Genomic DNA, 24,666 nt, shown 5'->3' on the forward strand with positions numbered 1-24,666 from the left:
GAACATGAGCCGGATCGTCTATCTCAACGGAGAGTATTTGCCCGAGGAAGAGGCCAAGGTTTCGGTCTTCGATCGTGGCTTCGTCATGGGCGATGCGGTCTATGAAGTGACCTCCGTTCTGGATGGCAAGATCCTCGAATTCGAAGGTCACATGAACCGGCTCGCCCGCTCGTTGGCGGAGCTGGAAATGACGTGCGATCTGACCCGCGACGAATGGATCGAGATCCATCGCGAACTGGTCAAGCGTAACGATCTCGAAGAAGGGATGATCTACCTCCAGGTCAGCCGCGGCAATGCGGGCGATCGCGATTTCCACTACCCGCCAGAGGGCACGCCCCCGACCGTGGTGCTGTACACGCAGTCGAAGCCGAACCTCGCCGACGATCCCAAGGCGAAAGAGGGCATCAAGGTGATCTCGCTGCCCGACCTACGCTGGCATCGCCGCGACATCAAGACGGTGCAGCTTCTTTACCCTTCCATGGCGAAGATGGCGGCCGAGAAGGCGGGCAAGAATGATGCGTGGTTCGTGGAAGATGGCTTCGTCACCGAAGGCTCGTCGAACAACGTCTATATCGTCAAGGACAACAAGATCATCACGCGGCACCTGAGCCACGACATCCTGCACGGGATCACCCGCGCCTCGCTGCTGAAATACGCCGCCGAAGCGCAGATGGAGATCGAGGAACGCCCGTTCACCATCGAGGAAGCGCAGGCGGCGGACGAAGCCTTCTTCACCTCGGCTTCGGCCTTCGTGATGCCGGTGGTCGAGATCGACGGCGAGACGGTGGGCGAGGGCGTGGTCGGTCCGGTCGCGGTGCGACTGCGCGAGATCTATCTCGACGAGAGCCGCAAGGCCGCGATCTGATCCGCGCCGAGGCGCAACATCCTGTAGTTAAAAAGAAAAGACCCCGGCCAGCCCAACCGGGGTCTTTTCCTGTCATGCGGGCGGTGTCTCTCAGGCCGCCGCATGAGCGCGGAATTGGAAGGCGTCGGGCGCGAGTTGCTCTGGCGCGACGCCGGTGATGACGAGCTCGGCCCGGCCGTCGATCACGACCAGCGTGCCTTCGGCGCAGGTGCGGAAGGTGATGTCGTCGTGGCGCGGCGCAGCGCCGGTGAAGTCGAGGGCGATCGCGTCTCCCGGCTCGAACCCGTCGATCCGCGGGAGCGGTTCGGGACCCGCGGCAGGCGCAGGGTTTTCTTTTGCGTTGGTGCCGGCCTGTTGGTTCGAATGCGCCAGCAGGGTTTCAATGCGCGACATCACGGCAGCGTCGAGGTCTTCCGAGGCGTCCGACGCTTCGGGCGTCTGGTCCGACCGGGCGCCATGCGACGGGTCAGCGGCGATCGCTGCAGCGGCAGAGGCGACGCGAACCTGACGCTGGCGCGGCAGACCCTCGGCCCAGCCGAGAAGGCATAACGCGATGGTGGTGGCGATGAACAAGGCGAGCATGGTTTCTCCTGAACTTGCCCTGATCGTCGCGATATTTGATCGCTTGCGCAAAAGCTTTGTGACGCCGAAACCGCTCCATTGTTCAGATGTCGTTAACCATCGGCCGGCATGGCGCGGATTGGTGCCGTGTCCCGGGACGGTCGGATTTCGGGCGCCTTACCAAAACGGAAAGAGGCCGTGCGGTTGGCGGCCTCCGATACGATTCGAGTGGCGGTCAGGCGTAGCTCGGCTGGCCGTAATTGATCCCGTCGGTGGCGTAGATCGCGCCGCCCGCCGCCTTCAGCGCGGCATATTCGACATCCTTGAGCGTCGCGACCGTCTGGCCGTTGATCGAGACGATGGAATCGGTGCCGCTTTGCGAGACGGTGAAGTCGGAGATCTGCGCGAGGTCGTCGACCTCGATGCCGAGATACTCGCCGGGTGCGGCCGGGATCGGGTCGGTCTGTCCGAAATCGGTCACCGTCACCGGCGCATCGCCCTCGTTCCAGTCGACCCCGAACCAATCCGACCCGGTGCCCCCGGTCATCGTGTCGCCGTCATCGCCGTTCAGGTAGTCGTTGTTGGCGCCGCCATCGAGCAGGTCGGGGGCACCGTCCAGATCGCTGGCATAGAGTTCGTCATCGCCATAGCCGCCATAAAGCGCGTTAGCCCCTTCCGCATCGAAGAGGTAGTCAGCGCCGAGGTTGCCGCGCAGCGTGTCGTCGCCCTGGCACTCACGAAAGCGTCGATGGAATGTGATCAGAATGTGGCTGCGCATGCGTCTGGCGGAAACGACGTGCGCCCGCAGTCGTCGCTGTCGCCGATTACAGTCCGCTCTGCGCCAGGACGCGGGTCAGAATCGGCGCAAGGCGGTCCGCCCACGCCGCCTGCTGCTCCGGCGTCGCGATCAGGTCGTTGCGCAGCTCGATCAAAACGTTCGGGCGGCGATGCGCCAGCGCGTGACGGTCGATCGAGTCACCCTCCAGATGCCCAAGATAGGGCTGGTTGTCGCCCACGCAGAGATCACCCTCGGCCTCGAGGGCCGCGATCATCTCATAGGCGAGGCGCGGATCGGCCGGAGCGTGCAGGATGCCGACATCCCACGGCCGGGGCGGGCGCCCGCGCAGGCGAGGGGTGAAGGAGTGGACGGCACAGATCACCGTATCCTCGCGCCGCGCCGCGAGCCGGGCATATTCCGCATGATAAGGACGGTAGAGCCAGTCCAGTCGCCGCTCGACCTCCGCCGCGTCGGCATGGCGGTTCGCGGGGACGATCGTGCCGTCATAAAGCTTCATCACCAGCGTGGGGTCGTCTTCGCCGCGGTTCGGGTCGATCACCAGCCGCGAGAAGTCGCTGGCAATCATCGGCGAGTCGAGCCGCTCCGCCAGTGCCTCCGACAGCCCCAGCGCGCCGACGTCATAGGCTATGTGTCGCGCCATATCCTCGGCGTCGATGCCCAGGTCGCCACCGCCCACCCAGCCGGGCACGGTGTTGCGCGCATGATCGCACGTGACCAGCCAGCGTCCAGTGCGTGCCTCTCCCGTGATCGAATAGGGCTGTTTTTCGTTCATCTTCTCTTCACGCTTGCTCGATATGGCTCAGATAACGGGAAAGATTGCGCCACGCCAGTTGCGGCCCGGGGCAAATTGCGCCATACGCTTACTTGGCCCACGAAATGACATCAATTTGAACGGAAAACGAGGACGCATGAGACGCCTTCGCAACGTGAAGATCGTGGCTACGCTGGGCCCTTCTTCGTCGGATTATGACAGCATCAAAGCTCTGTTCGTTGCAGGCGCGGACGTGTTCCGCCTGAACATGAGCCACGGCAGCCACGAGGAACATCGCGCCCGCCACGCCATCATCCGCCAACTCGAAGCAGAGTTCGGCCGCCCGATCGCGATCCTCGCGGATCTGCAGGGCCCGAAACTGCGCGTCGGCACTTTCGCCGCGCATGGCGCCGAGCTAGAGGACGGCGACAAGTTCCGCTTCGATCTCGACGAGACGCCTGGCGCGACGCACCGCGTTTGCCTCCCGCACCCCGAGATTTTTCAGGCGCTCGAGCCGGGCTCGGAACTGCTGGTGAATGACGGCAAGATCCGCCTCGTGGTCGACGAATGCGGCGATGATTTCGCCAATTGCACCGTCACCGTGGGCGGCACGATTTCGGACCGCAAGGGCGTGAACGTCCCCGACGTGGTGCTGCCGCTGGCCGCGCTCTCGGAGAAGGATCGCAAGGATCTGGAATTCGCTTGCGAGATGGGTGTCGACTGGCTCGCGCTGAGCTTCGTGCAGCGTCCCGAGGACGTGCAAGAAGCGCGCGAACTGGCCAAGGGCCGTGCAGCGATCCTGTCGAAGATCGAGAAGCCTTCGGCGGTCCGCTGCTTCGACGATATCCTCAAGGTCTCCGACGGGATCATGGTGGCGCGCGGCGATCTGGGCGTGGAGCTTCCGGTGCAGGCCGTTCCGCCGATCCAGAAGCAGCTGATCCGCAAGTGTCGCACCTGGGCGAAGCCGGTGATCGTGGCGACGCAGATGCTGGAATCGATGATCGAGAGCCCGATGCCGACCCGCGCGGAGGTCTCTGACGTCGCGACCGCGATCTACGAGGGCGCGGATGCTGTGATGCTCAGCGCGGAATCCGCTGCAGGCAACTACCCGGTCGAAGCGGTCGAGACGATGAACAACGTCGCGATCTCGGTCGAGAAGGACCCGACCTATCGCGAGGTGATCGAAGCGTCGCGCCATGCGGCCCGCCAGACCGTCGCGGACGGGATCGTGGCCGCCGCCCGCGAGATCGCGGAAACCACGGATATCGCCGCGATCTGCGCCTATACGCAATCGGGCCAGACCGTCGGGCTGATCGCGCGGGAGCGTCCGCGTGTGCCGATCATCGCGCTGTCGCCGATCGAGGCGACGCTGCGCCGGGTCTCGCTGACTTGGGGCGTGCATGCCGTGCCGTGTGGCGAGCTGGAGCGGTTCAAGCAGGCCGTGGTCAACGCGGCCCGTGCCGCGCGCGATTTCGGCTTCGCCGACGAGACCCAGCAGATCGTGGTCACCGCCGGTGTGCCCTTCAACGTGCAGGGCACCACGAACATCCTGCGTGTCGCGCCCTGTGATGAGCGATTGATTTACCGCACCGACCCTGAGTAACCTTTCCCGAAAGGGGTGGTTACAAGGGCACAGGCGATGGATCTTTCTTCGATCGATACCGATCTCCTGCTGACGATCGGGCTGGCGATCGCGATCTTCGCGATCCCGGCCGCGATCTCCGCCTTCTCCGATGGCCGCCCCCCGCGGGCGGCCACCGTCGGAATCGTGGTGGCGGGCGCGCTGATCGTGATCGCCTTCTACGCCCGTCCGGGTGGCTACACGCTCAGGATGGTGCCCGAAGCGGTGGCGCGTACATTGGCCCGCGTGGTCAATCGCTAATACGGTCCCCGGTGCCTTCGACCGATCCGGATTTTTCCCTTGCCAAACCGCCCTGCGGCGTCTAACAGGCCCTCTCTGAACCCGCGCGGCCGGCCTATGTGGCATGCCGAGTCGCGCTTCCACACCCTGCAAAGGAGCTGTAAATGCCCAAGATGAAGACGAAATCCGCTGCCAAGAAGCGGTTCAAGTTCACCGCGACCGGCAAGGTCAAGGTCGGTCCGGCCGGCAAGCGTCACGGCATGATCAAACGCTCGACGAAATTCATCCGCGAAACCTCGGGCACCATGGTGCTCAGCGAGCCGGATACGAAGATCGTCAAGAAATACATGCCCTACAACCGCTGAATTCGGGAGACTTGAACAATGGCACGCGTCAAATCCGGTAAGGTCACCCACGCCGCGCACAAGAAAGTGCTCAAGAAGGCGAAAGGTTACTATTCCTCGCGCTCGCGCAACTTCCGCACTGCGACCCAGGCGGTCGACAAGGCGAACCAATACGCGACCCGCGACCGTAAAGCCCGTAAGCGCAATTTCCGCGCGCTCTGGATCCAGCGTATCAACGCCGCCGTGCGCGCCGTCGATGCCGATCTGAGCTACTCGAAGTTCATCTTCGGTCTGAGCAAGGCCGGGATCGAAGTGGACCGCAAGGTTCTCGCCGATCTCGCCGTGCACGAGCCGGAAGCTTTCGGCGCGATCGTCGAGCAGGCGAAAGCCGCCGCCGCCGCGTAATCGGCTGACGATAGAGTTCGGGAAGGGCCGCTCCGTTTGGGGCGGCCTTTTTCGTTTCGAGTGGATGACCGGTCGGGGAGGGGCTCTGCCCCCCGCTCCTTCGGAGCCCCCCGGGATATTTGGATCAAGAGGAAGAAAAACGCCCGGCTCGGACCCATCATCGGGCGGCAGGCCGGGCGCTTCCCCTTGAGCGGTCATCGGCGTCCCCGCCTGTACCGCATCTCCGAGTGAACGCGATTCCAGTTAATGAACCGCTAACCTTCCTCTTGATGGAAATATCCCGGGGGTGAATGGCGAAGCCAGAGGGGGCAGCGCCCCCATCCGCCCTTTGCCTGCAAGCGCGAGGTTGCAAAGGCGCGCCGGCGCGGCTAACCCGTCACCGAGGCAAATTCCCGGGGAATGATATGCAAGAGCTTCGCGATAAATACCTGAACGCCGTGGCCGATGTGACCGACGAGGCCGTGCTGGAAGAGATTCGTCTGGCCGCCTTGGGCAAGAAGGGCGAGATCAGCCTGAAGATGCGTGAGCTGGGCAAGATGACCCCGGAGGAGCGCCAGACCACGGGCAAGGCGCTCAACGTGTTGAAGGACGAGATCGACGCGGCGCTGCGCGCGAAGAAGGCGGCGCTGGCGGATGCGGCGCTCGATGCGCGGCTGCGCGAGGAATGGCTCGATGTGACGCTGCCGGGCCGTCCGCGGCGGCAGGGCACGATTCACCCGGTCTCTCAGGTGATGGACGAGGTCACCGCGATCTTCGCCGATATGGGCTTTGCGGTCGCCGAAGGTCCGCAGATCGAAGACGACTGGCACAATTTCGACGCGCTCAACATCGCGCCCGAACACCCCGCGCGGCAGGAGCATGACACGTTCTTCATGCATCGCGACGAGGGTGACGACCGCCCGCCGCATGTGCTGCGCACCCATACCTCGCCGGTGCAGATTCGCGCGATGCTGGAGCAGGGCGCGCCGATCCGCGTGATCGCGCCGGGTCGCGTCTACCGCATGGACATGGACCAGACCCACACGCCGATGTTCCATCAGGTCGAAGGTCTGGCGATCGGCAAGGACATCTCGATGGCGAACCTGAAATGGGTGCTGGAAGAGTTCTGCAAGGCCTTTTTCGAGGTGGACGGCGTCGAGCTGCGTTTCCGCGCCTCGCATTTCCCCTTCACGGAGCCCTCGGCCGAGGTCGATATCCGCTGCTCGTGGGAGGGCGGTTCGCTCAAGATTGGTGAGGGCGACGACTGGATGGAGATCCTCGGCTCGGGGATGGTGCATCCGAAAGTGCTCGAATCCGCCGGGATCGACCCGAGCGAATGGCAGGGCTTCGCCTTCGGCATCGGGATCGACCGCCTCGCGATGCTGAAATACGGCATCCCGGACCTGCGGGCGTTCTTCGAGAGCGACCTGCGCTGGCTGAAGCATTACGGGTTCAGCGCGCTGGATCTGCCGACGGTGGCTGGTGGGTTGAGCCGGTGATCCTCGAGCCGCCGGAGGATAAAATCCTTGAGAAGCTCGCGGAGCAGCCAGACGGATGCTGGACTGCGGGTGAACTCAAGGGCTTTACCTCTGGCGCTGCGATATTAGACGCAATTCGTAAACTTGAAGCGAAACGGATCGTCGATTTTCGTCGTGGAGAGGTATGCCTGACCGCGTTTGGTCTAGAACTTCTAGATCACCCTAGTGGTCGATTACGGAGAAAAGTCGCTAAGGGCGGAAAACTCACCAAAGGGGCAGCGGCTTTGGCGATAGCAGCCTTCTCTTTTGTCGCGGGTTTCATGGCTGACAATATTTCTCCCCAAGCGTACTGCCCAATTTTACCGAAAGCCCTTGCTGGCATACTCACACCCTGTATCGATCAACAAAGTCGTTAAGAACGATCTCTTCAAAAGCATTTAGCGTTCTAGCACGCGTGCTGCTTCCCCAACCCCAAAAGGAAGCCCCCATGCCCGACCCCATCACCTTCACCTTCGGCGACAGCCGCGAACTCTGCGACCAGCTCCTCGCCCTGATCCGCCAGGGCAAGAAGACCGCCACCTGCGGCGCGCTCACCTATTTCACCGAAGGGGGCGAGGATATGCCGGTGGTCGGTCGCCGCGATATAGCGCTCGATTGGGACGGCAAACCGGCGGTGATGATCGAGACGGTCGAGGTCACGATCCGGCGGTTTTGCGATGTCGATGAAGACTTCGCGCTGGCCGAGGGGGAGAACGAGACGCTCGAGGGCTGGCGGCGCGATCATCAGGCCTATTTCGAGCGTAACGGAGGTTTTAACCCTGAGATGGAACTGGTCTGCGAGCGGTTTCGCTTGATAGAGGACTATCAAGGAGCCTCAAATGTCACAGAACAAACGCCTCTTCGACACCCCGAAGCATGAACAGACCCCCGAGCAGCGCCGCTTCGTCGCCATCACCGAGATCGCCTATACGGTCGTGGATTTCGGCGCGGCCTTCTGTTTCGTCGTGGGGTCGATCTTCTTCTTCTACGACAGCCTGATGGTCCCGGGGACGTGGTTGTTCCTGATCGGGTCCATCCTTTTCGCGGCAAAACCCTCGATCCGGCTCTGGCGGGAGTTGAAACTCCTTGAGATGGGGGATTACAAGGACCTCGCTCTGCGCAGAAAATCCTGAGGGAAGTCCGATGAAATTCACCCTGTCCTGGCTCAAGGATCATCTCGAGACCGAGGCCACCGTCGATCAGATCGCCGAGGCGCTCACCGATCTGGGTCTCGAAGTCGAGGAGGTCGTCGATCCGGCGGCGAAGCTCGAGACCTTCACGCTGGCCAAGGTGCAATCCGCCGAGCAGCACCCCGACGCCGATCGTCTCCGGGTCTGCATGGTCGAGACCAACGAGGGGGTGAAGCAGATCGTCTGCGGTGCGCCGAATGCGCGGGCCGGGATTACGGTCGTGCTGGCCAAGCCCGGCGATTACGTGCCCGGCATCGACCTGACGCTGTCGGTGGGCAATATCCGCGGTGTGGAAAGCCACGGCATGATGGCCTCCGAACGCGAGTTGGAACTGTCGGACGAGCATAGCGGTATCATCGAACTGCCGTCGGGCGAGGTGGGCCAGAAGTTCACCGACTGGCTGGCTCAGAACCGTCCCGAGGCGGTCGATCCGGTGATCGAGATCGCGATCACGCCCAACCGCCCCGATGCGCTTGGCGTGCGCGGGATTGCGCGCGATCTGGCAGCGCGGGGGCTGGGCAAGCTCAAGCCGCTCGACGTGCCGAAGGTCGAGGTTGCGTTCGATGCGCCGATCTCGGTGACGATCGACCCGGCGCTGAAGGACAAGGGCTGCCCGCTGTTTGCTGGTCGCGTGATCCGCGGTGTGAAGAACGGGCCGTCGCCCGACTGGCTGCAAAAGCGGCTGCGCGCGATCGGTTTGCGTCCGATCTCGACGCTGGTCGATATCACCAACTACTTCACCTATGACCTGAACCGGCCGCTCCACGTCTTTGACATGAAGAAGGTGACGGGCAATCTGGTGATCAAGCCGGCCGAGGGCGGCGAGGAATTCCTCGCGCTCGACGAGAAGACCTACACCGTGCGGGCAGGCGACATGGTGATCTGCGACGACAAGGGGGTCGAGAGCCTTGCCGGGATCATGGGGGGCGAGGAGTCCGGCGCGGATGAGGACACGGTCGACGTGTTCCTCGAGAGCGCTTACTGGGACCCGATCACCATCGCGGCCACGGGCCGTGCGCTGAAGATCAACTCGGATGCGCGGTATCGGTTCGAGCGCGGCGTCGATCCGGCCTTCACGCTGCCGGGGCTGGATCTGGCAGCGAAGATGGTCGTCGATCTGTGCGGTGGCGAAGTGTCGGAGCTGGTGATGGACGGCGCGGTGCCGGATGTCAGCCGCGCTTACAAGCTGTACCCGGCGCGGGTGATTTCGCTCGTCGGCATGGATATTCCCGAGGCCACGCAGCGCGAAACGCTGGAAGCTCTGGGCTTCACGCTGGAGGGTGACATGGCGACGCCGCCGACTTGGCGCCCGGACGTGCTGGGCTCGGCCGATCTGGTCGAGGAAGTGGCGCGGATCGCTTCTCTGACCAAGCTCGAAGGCAAGCCGATGGGCCGCGAGACGACCGGCGTGCCCGGCGCGATCCTCACCCCGATGCAGCAGCGCGAGCGGATGGCGCGGCGCACCACGGCGGCTTTGGGTTACAACGAGTGCGTGACCTACAGCTTCATCGACGAGGCCTCCGCCAAGCTGTTCGGCGGTGGCGCGGATGCGACCAAGCTGGAGAACCCGATCAGCTCGGAGATGACGCATATGCGTCCCGACCTGCTGCCGGGTCTGCTGCAGGCGGCCGCCCGCAATCAGGCGCGCGGCATCGCCGATCTGGCCTTGTTCGAGGTCGGCCCTGCGTTCAACGGCGGCGAGCCGGGGGAGCAGGTTCTGCAGGCGACGGGGCTTCTGGTCGGTCACTCCGCGCCGCGCGATCCCTTCGGCTCGCGCCGTCCGGTGGACCTCTATGATGCGAAGGCCGATGCCGAGGCCGTGTTGGCCGCGGTCGGCGCGCCGGCGCGCGCGCAGATCAACCGCAAGCTCGATGCGTGGTGGCATCCGGGCCGCGCGGGCAATGTCGCGCTCGGTCCGAACCTGCTGGCGACCTTTGGCGAGGTGCATCCCAAGGTGCTGCGCGAGCTGGGCGTGAAAGGCCCGGCGGTCGCCTTCACGATCCGTCTGGCGAACATCCCCTTCCCGAAGAAGAAAGGCGCGACGCGGCCCGCGCTGCAGATTTCCGACCTGCAGGCGGTCGAGCGCGATTTCGCCTTCGTGGTGGATGCGGATGTCGAGGCGCTGACGGCGGTGAACGCGGCGATGGGCGCGGACAAGAAGCTGATCGAGAGCGTGAATGTCTTCGACCAGTTCACCGGCGCCAAGGCCGAGGAACAGATGGGCGCGGGCAAGAAGTCGATCGCGCTGACGGTGCGGATGCAGCCCGCCGACAAGACGCTGACCGATGCCGAGATCGACGCGGTGAGCAAGAAGATCGTCGAGAAGGTGAGCAAGGCTACCGGCGGCACGCTGCGCAGCTAAGGTTGTCCTCGAGAAAGTTTGGAGCGCCCGGTCGGAGAGACCGGGCGTTTTCTTTTGCGTGCAGCGGAGGGCGGGGCCCGACCGCCGGGTGGGCGCATTGCCCTCGGAGGTCGGCACCTTATCCCCGTCACATCCGGGCGACCTCGAACCGCGCGCTGCCGTCATAAAAGCGCCCGCCCGAGGGGGCGGTCGGGCGCTGCCTTGGCCGCTGACGCGGCTGATCCGGGCATTCAATTCCAGTCGTTCTCGCCCGAGGCTCGGGCGCGTCCCTAACCCGTCCGACCCTGCGTCACGCTTCCTTATCTTCCGAAACCCGTTAGGCTTTTCGCGAACGAGGGAAGGAGGAGCCCTTGCGGTTCGATTATCTCATTCTGGGCGGCGGCTCGGCAGGCGCAGTGCTGGCGGCGCGGCTGTCGGAGGACGCCGCGGTGACCGTCTGTCTCGTCGAGGCAGGGCGCGAGGCGCGCGATATCTTCGTGCGCGCGCCTGCGTTGGTCGCTGCGATGGTGGCGGGGCGACCGCCGATCCACAACTGGGCGCTGCGCACCACTCCGCAACCGGGGCTCAACGGGCGGCGCGGGTTCCAGCCGCGGGGCCGGGGGCTTGGCGGGTCGTCGGCGATCAACGCGATGCTCTATGCGCGCGGCCAGCCCGAGGATTACGACGGTTGGGCCGAGGCGGGCGCCGAGGGCTGGGACTGGGAAACCGTGAAGCCATGGTTCCTCGCCTCCGAGCGGAATGCGCGCGGGGCGTCGGACTGGCATGGTACGGCAGGGCCATTGCAGGTCGGCGATCAGCGGCGGCCTCGGGCGATCAGCCGCGCTTTCATCGAGGCGTGCGGCGCGGTGCAATGCCCGCCGAACGAGGATTTCAACGGGCCGCGACAGGAGGGGGCGGGGCTTTATCAGGTCACGCAGTTCTGGGACGGTCCGCGCAAGGGCGAACGCTGTTCGGCGGCGGCAGCCTATCTGCATCCGGTGATGGATCGGCCGAACCTGACCGTGCTGACACGTGCGCGCGCTGAGAAGATTGAGATTGCGGAGGGCCGTGCGACGGGGGCAATCGTCCGGCAAGGCCGCAAGCGGATGAAGATCGAGGCGGCGCGCGAGGTAATCGTCTCGGCAGGGGCGTTCGGCTCGCCGCAACTGCTGATGCTGTCGGGGATCGGGCCTGAGGATCATCTGCGTGAGGTCGGGATCGAGCCGCGTCTCGATCTGCCGGGCGTGGGGGCAAACCTTCAGGATCATCTGGATTACGTCATCAGCTACACCTCGCCCCGGCGCGATGTCGTAGGCCTCAACCCGCGCGGCCTGCTGCGGCTGGCGCGGGCGGCGGGCGCGTGGCGCAAGCATGGCGAGGGGCTGTTCGCCTCGCCCATGGCCGAGGGCGGAGCGTTCCTGCGGAGCGATCCGAGCCTCACCCGACCCGATCTGCAAATCCATTTCGTCGTCGGTATCGTCGATCAGCACATGCGCAAGCCGCATCTGGCCGATGGCTGGTCGGCTCATATCTGCCCGCTGCGGCCTCAGTCGCGCGGCACGCTGCGGCTGGCCTCGAGCGATCCGCGCGCGGCGCCCTTGATCGACCCCGAATATCTCTCTGATCCGCGCGACGCAGAGCTACTGCTGAAGGGCGCACGGCTATTGGACCGGATCGCCGAGGCGGAGCCGCTTCGTCCGTGGCGGGGGCGCAGGTTCTATCCGCATGACGGAACGGATGAAGGGCTGATGGCCGATATCCGGGCGCGGGCGGATACGATCTACCATCCGGTCGGCACATGCGCGATGGGGCAGGGCGACATGTCGGTGGTCGATCCTCAGCTGCGGGTGCGCGGGATCGACGGGCTGCGCGTTGTCGATGCCTCGGTGATGCCGCGGCTGATTTCGGGCAATACCAACGCGCCGACGATCATGATCGCCGAGCGCGCGGCCGCGTTCATCCGAGGGGATCAGTCGGCGCGATCGGTCGGGTGATTGACGCCGTCGTTCCACGGCACCGGGCCCAGATCGCGCGGGTTCACCCCTTCCAGACAGGCGGCATTCACGCCGTATTGGTTCGGGTTCGAGCGGCGCTGGTGATGGGTGTAGACGCCGCAGGTTTTGCAGAAGTAATGCTTCGCGGTCATTGTGCCGAATTGATAGAGCGTCAGGTTGTCCTCGCCCTTTAAGATGCGGATGCCCGAGAGCGGGGCCGAAACCGCCACCGCCCCGCGCCGACGGCAGAAAGAGCAATCGCAGCGCCGCTTGGTGTTGAGCCCGTCGGAAAGCGTCACTTCCATCTCCACCGCGCCGCAATGGCAGATCAGGCGGTGGGGCGACTGGATTTCGGGCAGCATCAGCGTCTCCGTGTGACTGTGGGAATATTGGTCTGGCTCTCGCGCGCCTCTGGGAAAGGCGGGTGGCCATGGGTGAGCCGCCAGAAGAGCGGCCCGCCGAGCCGGAGCCATAGCGGCAGGATCAGAAGCACGCCCGCCACGAAGCCGCCGATATGGGCCATATGAGCCACCCCGCCCGAGGCGCTCGAGGTCAGCTCGTTGAACAGTTGCAGCGTGAACCAGAGACCCAGAACCAGCCAAGCGGGCGTGGCCCAGATCTTGAAGAAGACGAGGAAGTAGAACAGCACGTCGATCCGCGCTTTCGGATAGAGCAGCAGATAGCCTCCCATCACGCCTGCGATCGCGCCCGAGGCGCCCACCATCGGCACGGTCGCATCGGGGTTCGCTGCGATCTGCGCGAAGGCGGCGGCCAACCCGCAGGCGAAGTAGAACAGCAGGAAGGCGATGCGGCCCATCCGATCTTCGAGGTTGTCGCCGAAGACCCAGAGAAACAGCATGTTGCCCGCCAGATGCAGGATGCCGGCATGCAGGAACATGTGTGTAATGAGCCCGTGCCACGCGACGCCATGGGTCACGGCGGCAGGCCAGAGCGCGTTGTCGAGCCAGAGTTCCCGCAGATCGCCGCCCCATGGCGCGGTCATGACATAAACCACGATATTGATCGCGATCAGGGCCCATGTGACCCACGGGGTATTGTACGAAGGATTGTGATCGCGGATCGGGAACATCGCCCGAGAGGGCCACGCGCAGGGCCCTCGGTCAAGGCGCTTATTGCGTGGCTTCGATCACCGTCTCGCCCTGCGCGATCAACTCCAGCCGGTCCTGCGACAGTTTCACCGTATCGACTCGGGCCATGGCCGAGTGGAAGGCCTTCTCGACACCCATTGCGGGCTCGGGGCACATCATCCGCGTGCCCGCCAGTTCGCCGACTCGCACTCGGCCGTCCTTCTCCGAGATCCGGCCGTTGTAGTGATTGCAGCCGGCCTTGCCCGCGACCAAACCCTTTTCGGGGTGGGTGAGGGTGACCTCCACGCCATTGGGGATCGGTTTGCCGTCAATCGACACCACTTCCCAGATCGCGTTCGGTGCGATCGCCTCAAGAGGGTCGCCCGGCTCCGACTGGCATCCCGTCACCAGCCCCAAGGCCAGCAGCGGCCCGATCACGATCGCACGCATATTTAGCTTCCCTCTTGCTCTCACCCGCCTTGCTTAGACCTTGGGGATGGGGTGCGCCATTCACGGCCCCGTGATCCCGCGTGGGAAAGTTGCGACATCGGCGCGCATCCTCCTTGGCCCGAAGGCCGTATATCTCTATGCTCTCGCCCCGCGACAGGAGGAGTCCCATGATCAACGAACTCGGGCATTTTGCCCTGATTCTCGCCTTTGCGGTGGCCATCGTGCAGGCCATCGTGCCGATCGTCGGCGCGCAGAAAGGCTGGCGCGGCTGGATGGCGGTGGGCGAGCCCGCAGCGACGGCGCAGTTTTTGCTCATCGCGGTGAGCTTTGCGGCGCTGACCCATGCGTTTGTCGTGTCGGACTTCTCGCTGAAGCTGGTCTGGGCGAATTCCCATACCGACAAGCCGATGCTCTACAAGATCACCGGCGTTTGGGGGAACCACGAGGGCTCGATGCTCCTTTGGGTGTTGATCCTGTCGCTCTTCGGGGCGGCGGCGGCCGTGTTCGGTGGCGCTCTGCCACCGCGGCTGCGGGCGCGTGTGCTGAGCGTTCAGGCGTGGATTGGCGTCGCGTTCCTCGGCTTCATCATCTTCACCTCCAACCCGTTCCTGCGTCTCGCGGAGCCGCCTTTCAACGGCGAGGGGATGAACCCGCTGCTGCAGGATCCGGGTTTGGCCTTCCATCCGCCGTTCCTCTATCTCGGCTATGTCGGCCTCTCGATGTCGTTCTCCTTCGCGGTGGCGGCGCTGATCGAAGGCCGGGTGGACGCGACCTGGGCGCGCTGGGTGCGGCCGTGGACGCTGGCGGCGTGGATATTCCTGACCATCGGCATCGCGCTGGGCTCTTGGTGGGCTTATTACGAGCTTGGCTGGGGCGGCTTCTGGTTCTGGGACCCGGTGGAGAACGCCTCGTTCATGCCGTGGCTTCTGGCCGCCGCGCTGCTGCACTCGGCCATCGTGGTCGAGAAGCGCGAAGCGCTGAAATCGTGGACGATCCTTCTGGCGATCATGGCTTTCGGCTTCTCGCTGATCGGCACCTTCATCGTGCGTTCGGGCGTGATCACCTCGGTGCATAGCTTCGCCTCCGACCCGCAACGCGGCATCTTCATCCTCGGCATTCTCGCCCTCTTCGTGGGCGGGGCGCTGACGCTCTATGCGTTCCGTGCGAGTTCGATGCAGGCAAAGGGCGTGTTCTCCATGCTGTCGCGGGAAACCGCGCTGGTGATCAACAACATCCTGCTGGCCGTCGCAGCCCTCGTCGTCTTCGTTGGCACGGTCTGGCCGCTGGTCGCGGAGATGTTCTTCGGGCGCAAACTTTCGGTCGGCGCGCCGTTCTTCGATCAGGCCTTCACCCCCTTCATGGTGATCCTCGCCCTGATCCTGCCGATCGGCGCGATGATGCCGTGGAAACGCGCGCGTCTCGGCCGCGTGGTGAAACCCCTGGTCCCGGCCTTCGTGCTGGCGCTGGCCCTGGGCGGGCTTGCCTGGGCCGTCGAGAGCGGCAATTCGCTTCTTGCCCTCGTCGCGGTGTTCCTCGGCAGTTGGCTGGTCTTCGGCGCCATGACCGAGTTGTGGCAGCGTTCGGCCCGCAATTTCGGGCGCCTCAAACGCCTGCCGCGCGCCGACTGGGGCAAGGCCACGGCCCATTCCGGCCTTGGCATCACCTTCATCGGCATCGGCCTGCTGACCGCCGGCCAGCTCGAGGATATCCGTGTCGCCAAGATTGACGAGCCTTTCACCGTCGGCGGCTACCAGATCACGCTGACCGAAGTGCATAAGGAGAAGGGGCCGAACTATACCTCGCAGATGGCGACGATGCTGGTCGAGAAGGACGGCAAGAAGATCGCGACGATGCATCCCGAGAAGCGCATCTACCCGGTGCAGCGGATGCCCACGACCGAGGCCGCGATACACACCACGCCGCTGCGCGACATCTACCTCGTGATCGGCGATCCGCAGGATCAGGGCGGCTACGCGGTGCGCACCTATATCAAGCCCTTCGCGGACTGGATCTGGGCAGGCGCGATCATCATGGCGTTGGGCGGGCTTCTGAGCCTGTCGGACCGTCGTTACCGTGTTGCGGCGGGGGCGCGCAAATCGCGTGCGACCTCGGCGCACGCTTCTCCGGCGGAGTGAACGATGCTCAGGAAAACCCTTCTTGTCGTGACGCTGGTTCTCTCGGCGCTGATCTCGCTCGGGCCTGCACTGGCGGTGCAGCCTGACGAGATCATGAAGGACCCGGCGCTTGAGGCGCGGGCACGCGAAATCTCCAAGGTGCTGCGCTGCCCGGTCTGTCAGGGCGAGAATATCGACGATTCCAACGCCGAGGTATCGCGCGATCTGCGGCTGCTGGTGCGCGAGCGGCTCAAGGCGGGCGACACGAATAGCCAGGTGATCGATTACATCACCGCTCGCTATGGCGAGTATGTGCTGTTCGAGCCCGAAAAGCGCGGGGCGAACCTGCTGCTGTGGTATCTCGGTCCGGCGGCGTTGATCGTGGCGCTGATTGGCGGGTTCTTCTATGTCCGCTCGCGCCGCGGGGCGTCCGAGGGGCCGGCCCAGCCCGATCTCTCCGATGAAGAGCGCAAGCGCCTTGAGGAGCTGATGGGCGAGTAGGGGAGCAGGGCGCGCGGCGGCCCGTGGGGTGGCGCATCGCGACCTTGGACGGCAGGCGCTTTGTGCCAGCCACGCCCCTCCATCGAATGAGCGTCGCGCGCGGTCACCAATGCGCCAGCCCGTCGGGACGGGCCGCCGCGCGCCCTGCGCCTTCGGCGCGCTCCGGGCGCAGGCGCTCTTCAGTCCGCGTTTTAAAATGAAAGAAGCGGCGGGAAAGCCCGCCGCTTCTCTATTCTCACCCTGATGTCTCATTTGCAGCGGTCACTCGATCCCGCCGAGGCACATGTATTTCAGCTCGGTGAAATCTTCGATGCCGTATTTCGAGCCCTCGCGACCCAGACCGGATTGCTTGATGCCGCCGAACGGGGCTACCTCGGTCGAGATCAGCCCGGTATTCACGCCGACGATCCCGGTCTCCATCGCTTCGGCCACACGCCAGACGCGGGCGAGGTCACGGGCGTAGAAATAGCCCGCCAGCCCGAATTCGGTCGCGTTGGCCATCTCGATCGCCTCGGCCTCGGTCTCGAAGCGGATCAGCGGGGCGAGCGGGCCGAAGGTCTCCTCGCGCGCGACCCGCATCTGTTGCGTCACGCCGGTCAGCAGCGTCGGCTCGAAGAAGGTGCGCCCCAGGTTCGAGCGGTGCCCGCCAGCAGCTACCTGCGCACCTTTCTCGGTCGCGTCCGCGATATGCGCCTCGACTTTGGCGAGCGCGTCCGCGTTGATGAGCGGCCCGGTGGTTACGCCCGGCGCGAACCCGTTGCCCGGTCGCAGGGTCGCAAGCCGCGCGGTCAGCTTCTCGGCGAAGGCGTCATAGACGCCGGCCTGCACGTAGATCCGGTTCGCGCAGACGCAGGTCTGTCCGTTATTGCGGAACTTCGCGATCATCGCGCCATCGACCGCCGCATCGAGATCGGCGTCGTCGAAGACGAGGAATGGCGCGTTGCCGCCCAGTTCCAGGCTGATCTTCTTCACCGTCTCCGCCCCTTGGCGCATCAGGATCTTGCCCACGCGGGTCGAGCCCGTGAAGGTAATCTTGGCGACCTTGGGATTGGCGCAGAGCTCTTCGCCCATGCCCGCCGCATCGACGCCGGGGATGATGTTGAAGACACCCGCCGGGATGCCCGCGCGCTCGGCCAGAACGGCCATCGCAAGGGCCGAAAGCGGCGTCAGCTCGGAGGGGCGCCCAACGAAGGTGCAGCCCGCCGCCAGCGCCGGGGCCAGCTTGCGCGCGATCATTGCGTTGGGGAAGTTCCACGGCGTGATCGAGCTCACCACGCCCACGGGCTGGCGGATCACGAGGATGCGCTTGTCGCGCTGGTGGCCGGGTATCACGTCGCCATAGACGCGCTTGGCCTCTTCGGCGAACCATTCGAGGAAGCTTGCGCCATAGGCGATTTCCCCCTTGGCCTCGGCGAGCGGTTTGCCCATCTCGGCGGTCAGGATCGCGGCGAGGTCGTCCTGATTTTCCATCATCAGGTCGTGGAAGCGCCGCAGGTAGCCCGCGCGCTCCTTGCCGGTGAGCGCGGCCCAGTCCGGTTTCGCGGCATGGGCGGCCTCGATCGCGGCGCGCGTGGCGTCCACGTCGAGATCGGCGACCTTGGCCACCAGTTCTCCTGTGGCTGGGTCGGTCACGTCAAACGTCTTGCCCGTTTCGATCCACTCGCCGTTCACATAGGCGCGGGTTTCCAGCAGGCTCGGGTCGTTCAGTTTGAGCATGTCAGCCCTCCTTCGCGGCGGTCATCGCCTCTTCGAGGATGTCGAGCGCCTTGGCCATCTGCTCGTCGGGGATGGTGATCGGCGCGAGGAAGCGGATCACGTTGCCATAGACGCCGCAGGTCAGCAGCAGCAGGCCCCGGTTGAGCGCTTCGACACGGATGCGCTGGGTCAGCGCGGCGTCGGGCTTGCCGTCCGTCATCAGCTCGACCGCGACCATGAAGCCGGGGCCACGGATCTCGGCGATCTCCGGCATGTTGGCGCGGATCGCCTCCAGTCGTTGCTTGAGGCGCGAGCCAAGCTCATTGGCGCGGGCGCAGAGGTCTTCCTCCTCGATCACGTCGAGCACCGCGTTCCCGGCTGCGACGCCCAGCGGGTTGCCACCATAGGTGCCGCCCAGCCCGCCCGGGTTCGCCGCGTCCATGATTTCGGCGCGACCGGTCACCGCCGCGATCGGAAGGCCGCCGCCCAGACCCTTCGCCATGGTCGTGATGTCCGCGGCCACGCCATAGGCGTCCATCGCGAACATCGTGCCGGTGCGCGCGAAGCCGGTCTGCACCTCGTCGGCGATCATTACGATGCCATGCTTGTCGCAGAAGGTGCGCAGCCGTTTGACGAAATCATGCGGGGCTGGGTTGAAGCCGCCTTCGCCCTGCACCGGCTCAAAGATCACCGCAGCGAGGCGCGTGGGATCGAGATCGGTTTTGAACAGGCTCTCCATCGCAGCGAAGCTGTCATCGGTCGACACGCCATGCAGCGCGTTCGGGAAGGGGACGTGGAACACGTCGGGCATCATCGCACCGAAGCCCGCCTTGTAAGGCGCGACCTTGCCGGTGAGCGTCATCGTCATGAAGGTCCGGCCGTGGAAGCCACCGCCGAAAGCGATGATCGCGTTACGGCCGGTATAGGAGCGGGCGATCTTGATCGCGTTCTCGACCGACTCGGCCCCGGTGGTGACGAAGATCGACTTCTTGTCGAAATCCCCCGGCACCTTCTCGTTGAGGCGTTCGGCAAGGCGCACATAGGGTTCGTAGGGCATCACCTGATGGCAGGTATGGGTGAAGGCATCGAGCTGGGCTTTCACCGCCTCGATGACTTTCGGGTGGCGGTGGCCAGTGTTCACCACCGCGATCCCGGCGGCGAAATCGATTAGTTCGCGGCCATCGGCATCGGTGACGGTGGCGTTCTCGGCGGAGACGGCGAAGTTCTGGGTCTGCACCCCCACGCCCCGGGCAAGGGCGGCGGCGCGGCGGGTTTCGAGGTCGGCATTGCTGGACATGGGTACTCCTCAGGTGCTGGAGAATCACGGAATGATGTGACGCTAGTGTTTAACGAATAGCTGTTCAATGTTTAGTTTGTTAAACGTACGGCGACGGCGCGCGCGCTGGAAATCCGCCCGCCCGCACTCTAGAACAGGCAAAGGACAGGAGGCTTGCGGTGAGCGAATTCGACGTGGGCGGACGGCTTCGGGCGATCCGCGAGGACAAGGGATTGTCGCAGCGCGAGCTGGCACAGCGGTCGGGCGTGACCAACGGGCTTGTCTCGCTGATCGAGCGCAACAAGACCTCTCCCTCGATCACCTCGCTGCGCAAGATCCTCGAAATCCTCGAAATGACGCTGGCGGAGTTCTTCGACAGCGACACGCCGTCCGAGCCAGGCAAGTTCGTCTTCCGGCACTCCGAGCTGACCGAGATCAACCCTGGCCGGATCTACCGCTCGGGCGGCGCGGCGCTCGATGCGCTTTCGCTGAAACGCGCGGGCAAGTCGGGGCAGACCAACCTTCTGCTGCTTTACGAGACCTATGAGCCCGGCGCCGATACCGGGGCGGAGGCCTATGCCCACGAGGGCGAGGAGGGCGGGTTTGTCATCGAAGGTGAGTTGCTGCTGACGGTGGGCGAGACCACCGAGCTGCTGCGCGCGGGCGATGCCTACCTGTTCGACAGCCGCCTGCCGCACCGTTTCCGCAACGTGGCCAAGGCGCGCTGCGTGGTGGTCTCGGCCGCGACACCGCCCACCTTCTGAGACGCGCGCTCAATAATAGGTGCGCTCTTCCAGATCACTCTCGGCCATCATCGCATCACAGGCCGCGAGGAACGCGGTTTCCGCGCTCGACTGCTTCCGCTGCGGGTTGGTGAGCAGGTAGATATTCACCATCGGCAACCCGTCATAGGGCGGCAACTGGCGCAGCCGCCCGGCCTCGACATCGCGATGCGCGACATGCAGCGGCAGCGCACCGATCCCGACACCTGCCACGATCATTCGACGCAGCTCGTGAAGGTTCGACGACACCCCGCGCCAGCTCGGCGCGAGCTTGGCCCGCGCGCGGAGCAGTGAGACGGGGTGAAGCGGGCCGTCCTCGGTCTCGGTCTGGAACGACACCGAGGTCTCGCCCTCGATCTCCGCGAGCGAAATGTTCTCGCGCTCGAAAAGCGGGTGCCGCTTGCCGCAGAAAAGGCCGAAATATTCGCGGTAGAGCACCTGTGCGCGCAGGTTCTCGGGTGTCTTGTGAAGCAGGCAAATCCCGAGGCTCGCCCGATTCTGTTGCACCCGATTCACCACTTCCTCGCTCTCGGCCACGGTCATCGAGAAGGTCACCTTGGGATGTTCGGTGGCGAAATCATGCAACACCGCGTCGTAGTGATCGGAGATGACATGTGACGTCGTGGTGATCGCGATATGGCCCCGCAACTCCTCTGCGCCGGTCTCCAGCAGGGAGGGGATCTGCGACACGGCGCCGAAGATCTGCGCGCATTCCTGATAGAGCAGGTTTCCCGCCCTAGTGATCTTGAATTCATTCGGTTTTCGGATGATCAGCTCATGGCCGGTACGTTCCTCCAGCCGCTTGAGCGCGGCCGAGATCGTGGGCTGCTTCAGACCCAGCAGATAGGCCGCACGCGAGATGCCCCGCTGCTCCACCACGACCATGAAAGTCCGCAGCAGGTTCCAGTCGAGATGCCAGGGGAAACGTTGTTCGTAGGGTTTGACCATAGCTCAGATCTATAGTGAAGATTTCAATTATTTATTTGCGCAATGGCGGTCGCCATGCAAGCGTTCCCGTCAACGAGGCTCCGGATGGGGCGCTCGCCGTGGCGGGACGCGCCGGAAACAAGGCCGCCCGCAGTCATGACCAACAGGAGAGATCCATGACCAACCGCAGAACCGTTCTCAAGACCCTCCTCGGGGCCAGCACGCTCGCCGCCACCGGCATTTCGCTGCCCAGCCTCGCCGCGGCTGACGAGCTCGAAAGCCTCAAGGAAAAGGGCGTGATCCGGATCGCCATGTCGGGCGCCTACCCGCCCTTCAACTTCATCAACGATTCGAATGAGGTCGTGGGCTTCGATCCGGCCATCGGTGAGGAGATCGCCAAGCGCATGGGCCTGAAGACCGAGATCGTGACGACCGCGTGGGACGGGATCATCGGCGGTCTGCTGGCCAACAAGTACGACGCCATCGTCGGCTCGATGTCGATCACCCCCGAGCGCGAGAAGGTCGTCGATTTCGTCGGTCCGTATTACACGACGAAACGCGCGATCTTCGTCCTGCCCGACAGCCCGATCAAGTCGGTTGCCGATCTGAAGGACGTGACAGTCGGTGTGACCCTTGGTGAAACGCACGAAGAGTGGGCGCGTCAGCAAGGCTATAACGTGAAGACCTACAAGGGTCTGCCCGAGCTGATCCTCGAGCTTCAGAACGGTCGTGTCGACGCGATCATCAACGACTCGATCGCGGCGATCCTCGCGATGAAGAAGAACGACTACAAATACCGCATCCTCGACGATCTGAAGACCGACGCGATCGGTGCTGGCATCGCGATCCGCAAGGGCAATCCCGAGTTGAAAGACGCGATGCAGAAGGCGCTCGATTCCATGATGGAAGACGGCACCTACGAGAAGATCGCGATGAAGTGGATCGGCGCTGACATCCGCTGATCGGCGCGTCCCAAGGAATGGTGGGCAGCCCGTCTTCTGACGGCTGCCCTGCCTCCCGCAATCTTCGATGGATTCCCGAAAGGACACGGAACGGATGACCGCCGAATATGGAAAGCTGACCTGGGAGCAGGTCCGCGACGCGGACAAGGATCGTGTGGTGATCCTGAATGTCTCCGCGACGGAAGATCACGGGCCGCATATGCCGCTCGATACGGACACGGTTCTGGGGATGGCGGTGGCCAATGGCGTTGCCGAAGCCGCGCCCGACGAAGTATTCGTGATGCCCGCGATCCCCTATGGCTTCAACGAGCATCACAAGGACTTTCCGGGTGTCATCTGGATCCAGCCGGAGACGCTGATCAACTTCGTCTGCGATGTGACCGAGTCGCTCGCGCATCACGGCTTCCGCCGGATCCTGCTGCTGAACTCGCACGGGTCGAACCACCCGATCCTCGATCTCGCGGCGCGCAAGACGGTCATCCGCACCGGCATCATCTGCGTCTCGGCATCGTATTGGAACCTGTGCAGCGACCGTATTCAGGGCCTGCGCAAATCCGAAGTGGGCGGCATCGCCCATGCCGGGGAATTCGAAGCTGCGATGTACAAGCATCTGCATCCCGATCTGGTCGATCTCGACAAGGCCGAAAGCCAGAACCTGCACGATCCCGACACCAAGTTCTTCAATCTCGATTTGGCGGCCGGTGGCGGCAAGGCGATGCTGATGCGCTGGTGGTCCTCGGTCTCGCCCGATGGAACCATGGGCGATCCGACCGTCGCCGATGCCGAGACCGGCAAGGCGTTCCTGGAAGCGGCGATCGAGGAGACGACAGCGCTCGTTCGCGAGATACGCGCGCTGCCGATCCTACCACGCCGCGATCATCATTGAGGGGAATGCCGTGGATATCGAACTAATCCTCAAGGTCTATCCGTACTTCCTGAAAGCCGCCGTGATCACGGTCGAACTGTCGGTCCTGACCATCGTGCTGGGGCTCATTTGCGGCGCAATTGGCGCAGCGTTCCGGCTGTCGCGCTTCTTCCTCTTGCGCTTCATAGGCGGCGCCTATGTCAGCTTCTTTCGCGGCACGCCCGCGCTGATTCAGCTGTTCCTGCTGTATTTCGGCGGCCCGCAGGTCGGCATCCAGCTCGATGCGTTTCAGGCCGGTGTGATCGGGCTGGGCGTCAATATCGGGGCCTACATGACCGAGACGATGCGGGGCGCCATCGTCGCGGTGGACCGCGGGCAGACCGAGGCCGCGCGCACGCTGGGCCTGTCGAAGGCGCAGGCCTTCCGCAAGGTGACGCTGCCGCAGGCGCTGCGCCTGATGATCCGGCCGCTCGGCGTCAACATCAACGCTCAGATCAAGGGCACGGCGCTGGTCTCCGCGATCTCGGTGGTGGAGCTGACCTACACCGCGCAGCGCTACATCGGTTCGACTTACAAGCCGTTCGAGATGTTCTTCCTGGCGGGGATACTCTACCTCGTCATCATCACGGCGGTGGGCAAGGGTATCGCCTTCCTCGACCGCAGGGTGCGCATCCAATGATCCGCGCATCCGCCCCCCTTTCCCGCCCGCACGAGAAGGAGTGAGCCATGGGTCTCGATTTCTCCGTCATCCCGCCTTTCTACGGCACGCTCTTGCTGGGTGTCCTGTGGACCATTGCCATCACCGCCGCCTCGGCGCTGCTGAGTTTCTTCGGGGGCATCCTGCTCGCGGTGATCGCGCTCTATGCACCTGCCATCATCCGCCTGCCGGTGCGCTTCATCGCCTGGCTTTTCATGGGCACGCCGCTGCTGCTTCAACTCTTCCTGATCTATTTCGGGCTCGTGCAGATCGGCATCGACCTTCCGGCCTTCGTGGCGGGCGTGATCGGCCTCGGCTTCCACTTCGCAGTCTATAATTCCGAACTGATCCAGACTGCGATGGTCGCGGTGGACAAGGGCCAGATGGAGGCCGCACGCACGCTGGGCCTGTCGCGCAGGCAAGCGCTCGTCAAGGTGGTGGTGCCGCAGGCGGTGCGCGACGTGCTGCCGCCGATCGGCAACAACATGATCGCGCTGCTGAAAGACTCGGCGCTGGTCTCGGTGATCGGGGTGTCGGAACTGACGCTCTCGGCGCAGCGCGCCATCGGCCAGACCTACCGCGCCTTCGAGTTCTACGCGGCTGCGGCCGTTCTCTACTACATCATCAATCTCGGCATGGAGGCGGTGATCCGCTGGTTCGAGAACCGCAACCGCCTCTATCGCTGATCCGGGAGATATCGAC

At 64.3% G+C, this 24,666-nt stretch carries 27 protein-coding genes; 18 read left to right on the forward strand and 9 right to left on the reverse strand.

Annotated features, from left to right (window positions below; all coding sequences use genetic code 11):
• The first annotated feature begins 4 nt into the window (after positions 1-4).
• Positions 5-865: a D-amino-acid transaminase gene (locus tag B6V75_RS09645; protein WP_088719550.1), complete on the forward strand. Its 861-nt coding sequence runs from the start codon at positions 5-7 to the stop codon at positions 863-865.
• Between the two features lie 90 nt (positions 866-955).
• Here the strand turns inward: B6V75_RS09645 and B6V75_RS09650 are convergent, their stop codons facing one another.
• The 3 genes from B6V75_RS09650 to B6V75_RS09660 all read right to left on the reverse strand — a co-directional run bounded on the left by B6V75_RS09650 (position 956) and on the right by B6V75_RS09660 (position 2,997).
• A complete protein-coding gene (locus B6V75_RS09650; protein ID WP_088719551.1) occupies positions 956-1,447 on the reverse strand; it encodes a hypothetical protein in 492 nt (163 codons plus the stop codon).
• A 214-nt stretch (positions 1,448-1,661) separates the two neighbouring features.
• Positions 1,662-2,204, reverse strand: a complete 543-nt coding sequence (locus B6V75_RS09655) for a hypothetical protein (protein ID WP_088719552.1) — start codon at positions 2,202-2,204, stop codon at positions 1,662-1,664.
• A gap of 46 nt (positions 2,205-2,250) precedes the next feature.
• Entirely contained in the window at positions 2,251-2,997 is a 747-nt protein-coding gene (locus tag B6V75_RS09660) for an N-formylglutamate amidohydrolase (RefSeq protein ID WP_088719553.1), read from the reverse strand.
• Between the two features lie 136 nt (positions 2,998-3,133).
• Between B6V75_RS09660 and pyk the strand changes: the two genes are divergently transcribed.
• The 10 genes from pyk to B6V75_RS09705 all read left to right on the forward strand — a co-directional run bounded on the left by pyk (position 3,134) and on the right by B6V75_RS09705 (position 12,607).
• Positions 3,134-4,579: a pyruvate kinase gene (pyk, locus tag B6V75_RS09665; protein ID WP_075773982.1), complete on the forward strand. Its 1,446-nt coding sequence runs from the start codon at positions 3,134-3,136 to the stop codon at positions 4,577-4,579.
• A gap of 36 nt (positions 4,580-4,615) precedes the next feature.
• A complete protein-coding gene (locus B6V75_RS09670; RefSeq protein ID WP_233242991.1) occupies positions 4,616-4,858 on the forward strand; it encodes a hypothetical protein in 243 nt (80 codons plus the stop codon).
• Positions 4,859-5,001: 143 nt separating this feature from the next.
• Positions 5,002-5,202 (forward strand): 50S ribosomal protein L35, encoded by a 201-nt coding sequence (gene rpmI / locus B6V75_RS09675; protein WP_075773983.1) that lies wholly within the window; start codon positions 5,002-5,004, stop codon positions 5,200-5,202.
• 18 nt (positions 5,203-5,220) lie between these two features.
• Positions 5,221-5,586: a 50S ribosomal protein L20 gene (rplT, locus tag B6V75_RS09680; RefSeq protein ID WP_075773984.1), complete on the forward strand. Its 366-nt coding sequence runs from the start codon at positions 5,221-5,223 to the stop codon at positions 5,584-5,586.
• 404 nt (positions 5,587-5,990) lie between these two features.
• Entirely contained in the window at positions 5,991-7,064 is a 1,074-nt protein-coding gene (gene pheS / locus B6V75_RS09685) for a phenylalanine--tRNA ligase subunit alpha (protein ID WP_088719554.1), read from the forward strand.
• Positions 7,061-7,459, forward strand: coding sequence for a hypothetical protein (locus B6V75_RS18460; RefSeq protein ID WP_146735126.1), 399 nt, complete (start codon positions 7,061-7,063; stop codon positions 7,457-7,459). The genes pheS and B6V75_RS18460 overlap by 4 nt, the downstream gene beginning before the upstream one ends.
• Before the next feature lie 71 nt (positions 7,460-7,530).
• The gene (locus B6V75_RS09690) at positions 7,531-7,962 is read left to right on the forward strand and encodes an ASCH domain-containing protein (RefSeq protein ID WP_088719555.1); all 432 of its coding nucleotides are present in this window, start codon (positions 7,531-7,533) and stop codon (positions 7,960-7,962) included.
• Positions 7,922-8,215 carry a YrhK family protein gene (locus B6V75_RS09695; RefSeq protein WP_075773997.1) on the forward strand — a complete coding sequence of 98 codons (294 nt, stop codon included), beginning with the start codon at positions 7,922-7,924 and terminating at the stop codon, positions 8,213-8,215. The genes B6V75_RS09690 and B6V75_RS09695 overlap by 41 nt, the downstream gene beginning before the upstream one ends.
• Positions 8,216-8,225: 10 nt before the next feature.
• A complete protein-coding gene (gene pheT / locus B6V75_RS09700; RefSeq protein WP_088719556.1) occupies positions 8,226-10,634 on the forward strand; it encodes a phenylalanine--tRNA ligase subunit beta in 2,409 nt (802 codons plus the stop codon).
• A gap of 350 nt (positions 10,635-10,984) precedes the next feature.
• Entirely contained in the window at positions 10,985-12,607 is a 1,623-nt protein-coding gene (locus tag B6V75_RS09705) for a GMC family oxidoreductase N-terminal domain-containing protein (RefSeq protein ID WP_088719557.1), read from the forward strand.
• On the opposite strand, the gene B6V75_RS09710 is transcribed toward B6V75_RS09705, so the two are convergent.
• The 3 genes from B6V75_RS09710 to B6V75_RS09720 are packed head-to-tail and all read right to left on the reverse strand — an operon-like array spanning position 12,583 to position 14,145.
• The gene (locus B6V75_RS09710) at positions 12,583-12,969 is read right to left on the reverse strand and encodes a GFA family protein (protein ID WP_088719558.1); all 387 of its coding nucleotides are present in this window, start codon (positions 12,967-12,969) and stop codon (positions 12,583-12,585) included. The two genes, B6V75_RS09705 and B6V75_RS09710, sit on opposite strands and share 25 nt — an antisense overlap.
• Entirely contained in the window at positions 12,969-13,697 is a 729-nt protein-coding gene (locus B6V75_RS09715) for a rhomboid family intramembrane serine protease (RefSeq protein ID WP_088719559.1), read from the reverse strand. The genes B6V75_RS09710 and B6V75_RS09715 overlap by 1 nt, the downstream gene beginning before the upstream one ends.
• A 40-nt stretch (positions 13,698-13,737) precedes the next feature.
• Positions 13,738-14,145 (reverse strand): META domain-containing protein, encoded by a 408-nt coding sequence (locus B6V75_RS09720; protein ID WP_075774002.1) that lies wholly within the window; start codon positions 14,143-14,145, stop codon positions 13,738-13,740.
• A 167-nt stretch (positions 14,146-14,312) separates the two neighbouring features.
• On the opposite strand from B6V75_RS09720, the gene B6V75_RS09725 reads away from it, so the two are divergent.
• Together B6V75_RS09725 and B6V75_RS09730 are read left to right on the forward strand one after the other, a co-directional pair.
• Positions 14,313-16,280: a heme lyase CcmF/NrfE family subunit gene (locus B6V75_RS09725; RefSeq protein ID WP_088719560.1), complete on the forward strand. Its 1,968-nt coding sequence runs from the start codon at positions 14,313-14,315 to the stop codon at positions 16,278-16,280.
• Positions 16,281-16,283: 3 nt separating this feature from the next.
• A complete protein-coding gene (locus B6V75_RS09730) occupies positions 16,284-16,760 on the forward strand; it encodes a cytochrome c-type biogenesis protein (RefSeq protein WP_088719561.1) in 477 nt (158 codons plus the stop codon).
• A 261-nt stretch (positions 16,761-17,021) separates the two neighbouring features.
• Here B6V75_RS09730 and B6V75_RS09735 read toward each other — a convergent pair whose 3' ends face one another.
• Positions 17,022-18,476, reverse strand: coding sequence for an NAD-dependent succinate-semialdehyde dehydrogenase (locus B6V75_RS09735; RefSeq protein WP_088719562.1), 1,455 nt, complete (start codon positions 18,474-18,476; stop codon positions 17,022-17,024).
• A gap of 1 nt (position 18,477) precedes the next feature.
• On the reverse strand, positions 18,478-19,752 hold the full coding sequence (locus B6V75_RS09740) for a 4-aminobutyrate--2-oxoglutarate transaminase (protein ID WP_088719563.1): 1,275 nt from the start codon (positions 19,750-19,752) through the stop codon (positions 18,478-18,480).
• Between the two features lie 158 nt (positions 19,753-19,910).
• Between B6V75_RS09740 and B6V75_RS09745 the strand changes: the two genes are divergently transcribed.
• Complete coding sequence (locus B6V75_RS09745) at positions 19,911-20,495, forward strand: cupin domain-containing protein (RefSeq protein WP_075774007.1); 585 nt, start codon at positions 19,911-19,913, stop codon at positions 20,493-20,495.
• Positions 20,496-20,504: 9 nt separating this feature from the next.
• Here B6V75_RS09745 and B6V75_RS09750 read toward each other — a convergent pair whose 3' ends face one another.
• A complete protein-coding gene (locus B6V75_RS09750) occupies positions 20,505-21,461 on the reverse strand; it encodes a LysR family transcriptional regulator (RefSeq protein WP_088719564.1) in 957 nt (318 codons plus the stop codon).
• A gap of 155 nt (positions 21,462-21,616) precedes the next feature.
• Here B6V75_RS09750 and B6V75_RS09755 point away from each other — a divergent pair, with 155 nt between their 5' ends.
• The 4 genes from B6V75_RS09755 (at position 21,617) to B6V75_RS09770 (ending at position 24,650) form a co-directional block, all read left to right on the forward strand.
• Positions 21,617-22,402 (forward strand): ABC transporter substrate-binding protein, encoded by a 786-nt coding sequence (locus tag B6V75_RS09755; protein WP_075774009.1) that lies wholly within the window; start codon positions 21,617-21,619, stop codon positions 22,400-22,402.
• A gap of 94 nt (positions 22,403-22,496) precedes the next feature.
• On the forward strand, positions 22,497-23,288 hold the full coding sequence (locus tag B6V75_RS09760) for a creatininase family protein (protein WP_075774010.1): 792 nt from the start codon (positions 22,497-22,499) through the stop codon (positions 23,286-23,288).
• Positions 23,289-23,298: 10 nt separating this feature from the next.
• Positions 23,299-23,946, forward strand: a complete 648-nt coding sequence (locus tag B6V75_RS09765) for an amino acid ABC transporter permease (RefSeq protein WP_075774011.1) — start codon at positions 23,299-23,301, stop codon at positions 23,944-23,946.
• A 47-nt stretch (positions 23,947-23,993) separates the two neighbouring features.
• Positions 23,994-24,650: an amino acid ABC transporter permease gene (locus B6V75_RS09770; protein ID WP_075774012.1), complete on the forward strand. Its 657-nt coding sequence runs from the start codon at positions 23,994-23,996 to the stop codon at positions 24,648-24,650.
• Positions 24,651-24,666 lie beyond the last annotated feature (16 nt).

Source organism: Thioclava sp. F1Mire-8 (genome assembly GCF_002213165.1).
GTDB lineage: Bacteria > Pseudomonadota > Alphaproteobacteria > Rhodobacterales > Rhodobacteraceae > Thioclava > Thioclava nitratireducens.

Coding starts and splice junctions, on each gene's coding strand:
- B6V75_RS09755 (WP_075774009.1), top strand. CDS start 21,617: ATGACCAACCGCAGAACCGTTCTCAAGACCCTCCTCGGGGCCAGCACG.
- pheT (WP_088719556.1), top strand. CDS start 8,226: ATGAAATTCACCCTGTCCTGGCTCAAGGATCATCTCGAGACCGAGGCC.
- rpmI (WP_075773983.1), top strand. CDS start 5,002: ATGCCCAAGATGAAGACGAAATCCGCTGCCAAGAAGCGGTTCAAGTTC.
- B6V75_RS09695 (WP_075773997.1), top strand. CDS start 7,922: ATGTCACAGAACAAACGCCTCTTCGACACCCCGAAGCATGAACAGACC.
- B6V75_RS09715 (WP_088719559.1), bottom strand. CDS start 13,697: ATGTTCCCGATCCGCGATCACAATCCTTCGTACAATACCCCGTGGGTC.
- B6V75_RS09760 (WP_075774010.1), top strand. CDS start 22,497: ATGACCGCCGAATATGGAAAGCTGACCTGGGAGCAGGTCCGCGACGCG.
- B6V75_RS09750 (WP_088719564.1), bottom strand. CDS start 21,461: ATGGTCAAACCCTACGAACAACGTTTCCCCTGGCATCTCGACTGGAAC.
- B6V75_RS09730 (WP_088719561.1), top strand. CDS start 16,284: ATGCTCAGGAAAACCCTTCTTGTCGTGACGCTGGTTCTCTCGGCGCTG.
- B6V75_RS09645 (WP_088719550.1), top strand. CDS start 5: ATGAGCCGGATCGTCTATCTCAACGGAGAGTATTTGCCCGAGGAAGAG.
- B6V75_RS09670 (WP_233242991.1), top strand. CDS start 4,616: ATGGATCTTTCTTCGATCGATACCGATCTCCTGCTGACGATCGGGCTG.
- B6V75_RS09725 (WP_088719560.1), top strand. CDS start 14,313: ATGATCAACGAACTCGGGCATTTTGCCCTGATTCTCGCCTTTGCGGTG.
- B6V75_RS09710 (WP_088719558.1), bottom strand. CDS start 12,969: ATGCTGCCCGAAATCCAGTCGCCCCACCGCCTGATCTGCCATTGCGGC.
- B6V75_RS09770 (WP_075774012.1), top strand. CDS start 23,994: ATGGGTCTCGATTTCTCCGTCATCCCGCCTTTCTACGGCACGCTCTTG.
- pheS (WP_088719554.1), top strand. CDS start 5,991: ATGCAAGAGCTTCGCGATAAATACCTGAACGCCGTGGCCGATGTGACC.
- B6V75_RS09690 (WP_088719555.1), top strand. CDS start 7,531: ATGCCCGACCCCATCACCTTCACCTTCGGCGACAGCCGCGAACTCTGC.
- B6V75_RS09650 (WP_088719551.1), bottom strand. CDS start 1,447: ATGCTCGCCTTGTTCATCGCCACCACCATCGCGTTATGCCTTCTCGGC.
- B6V75_RS09740 (WP_088719563.1), bottom strand. CDS start 19,752: ATGTCCAGCAATGCCGACCTCGAAACCCGCCGCGCCGCCGCCCTTGCC.
- B6V75_RS09660 (WP_088719553.1), bottom strand. CDS start 2,997: ATGAACGAAAAACAGCCCTATTCGATCACGGGAGAGGCACGCACTGGA.
- B6V75_RS09655 (WP_088719552.1), bottom strand. CDS start 2,204: ATGCGCAGCCACATTCTGATCACATTCCATCGACGCTTTCGTGAGTGC.
- rplT (WP_075773984.1), top strand. CDS start 5,221: ATGGCACGCGTCAAATCCGGTAAGGTCACCCACGCCGCGCACAAGAAA.
- B6V75_RS09735 (WP_088719562.1), bottom strand. CDS start 18,476: ATGCTCAAACTGAACGACCCGAGCCTGCTGGAAACCCGCGCCTATGTG.
- B6V75_RS09720 (WP_075774002.1), bottom strand. CDS start 14,145: ATGCGTGCGATCGTGATCGGGCCGCTGCTGGCCTTGGGGCTGGTGACG.
- pyk (WP_075773982.1), top strand. CDS start 3,134: ATGAGACGCCTTCGCAACGTGAAGATCGTGGCTACGCTGGGCCCTTCT.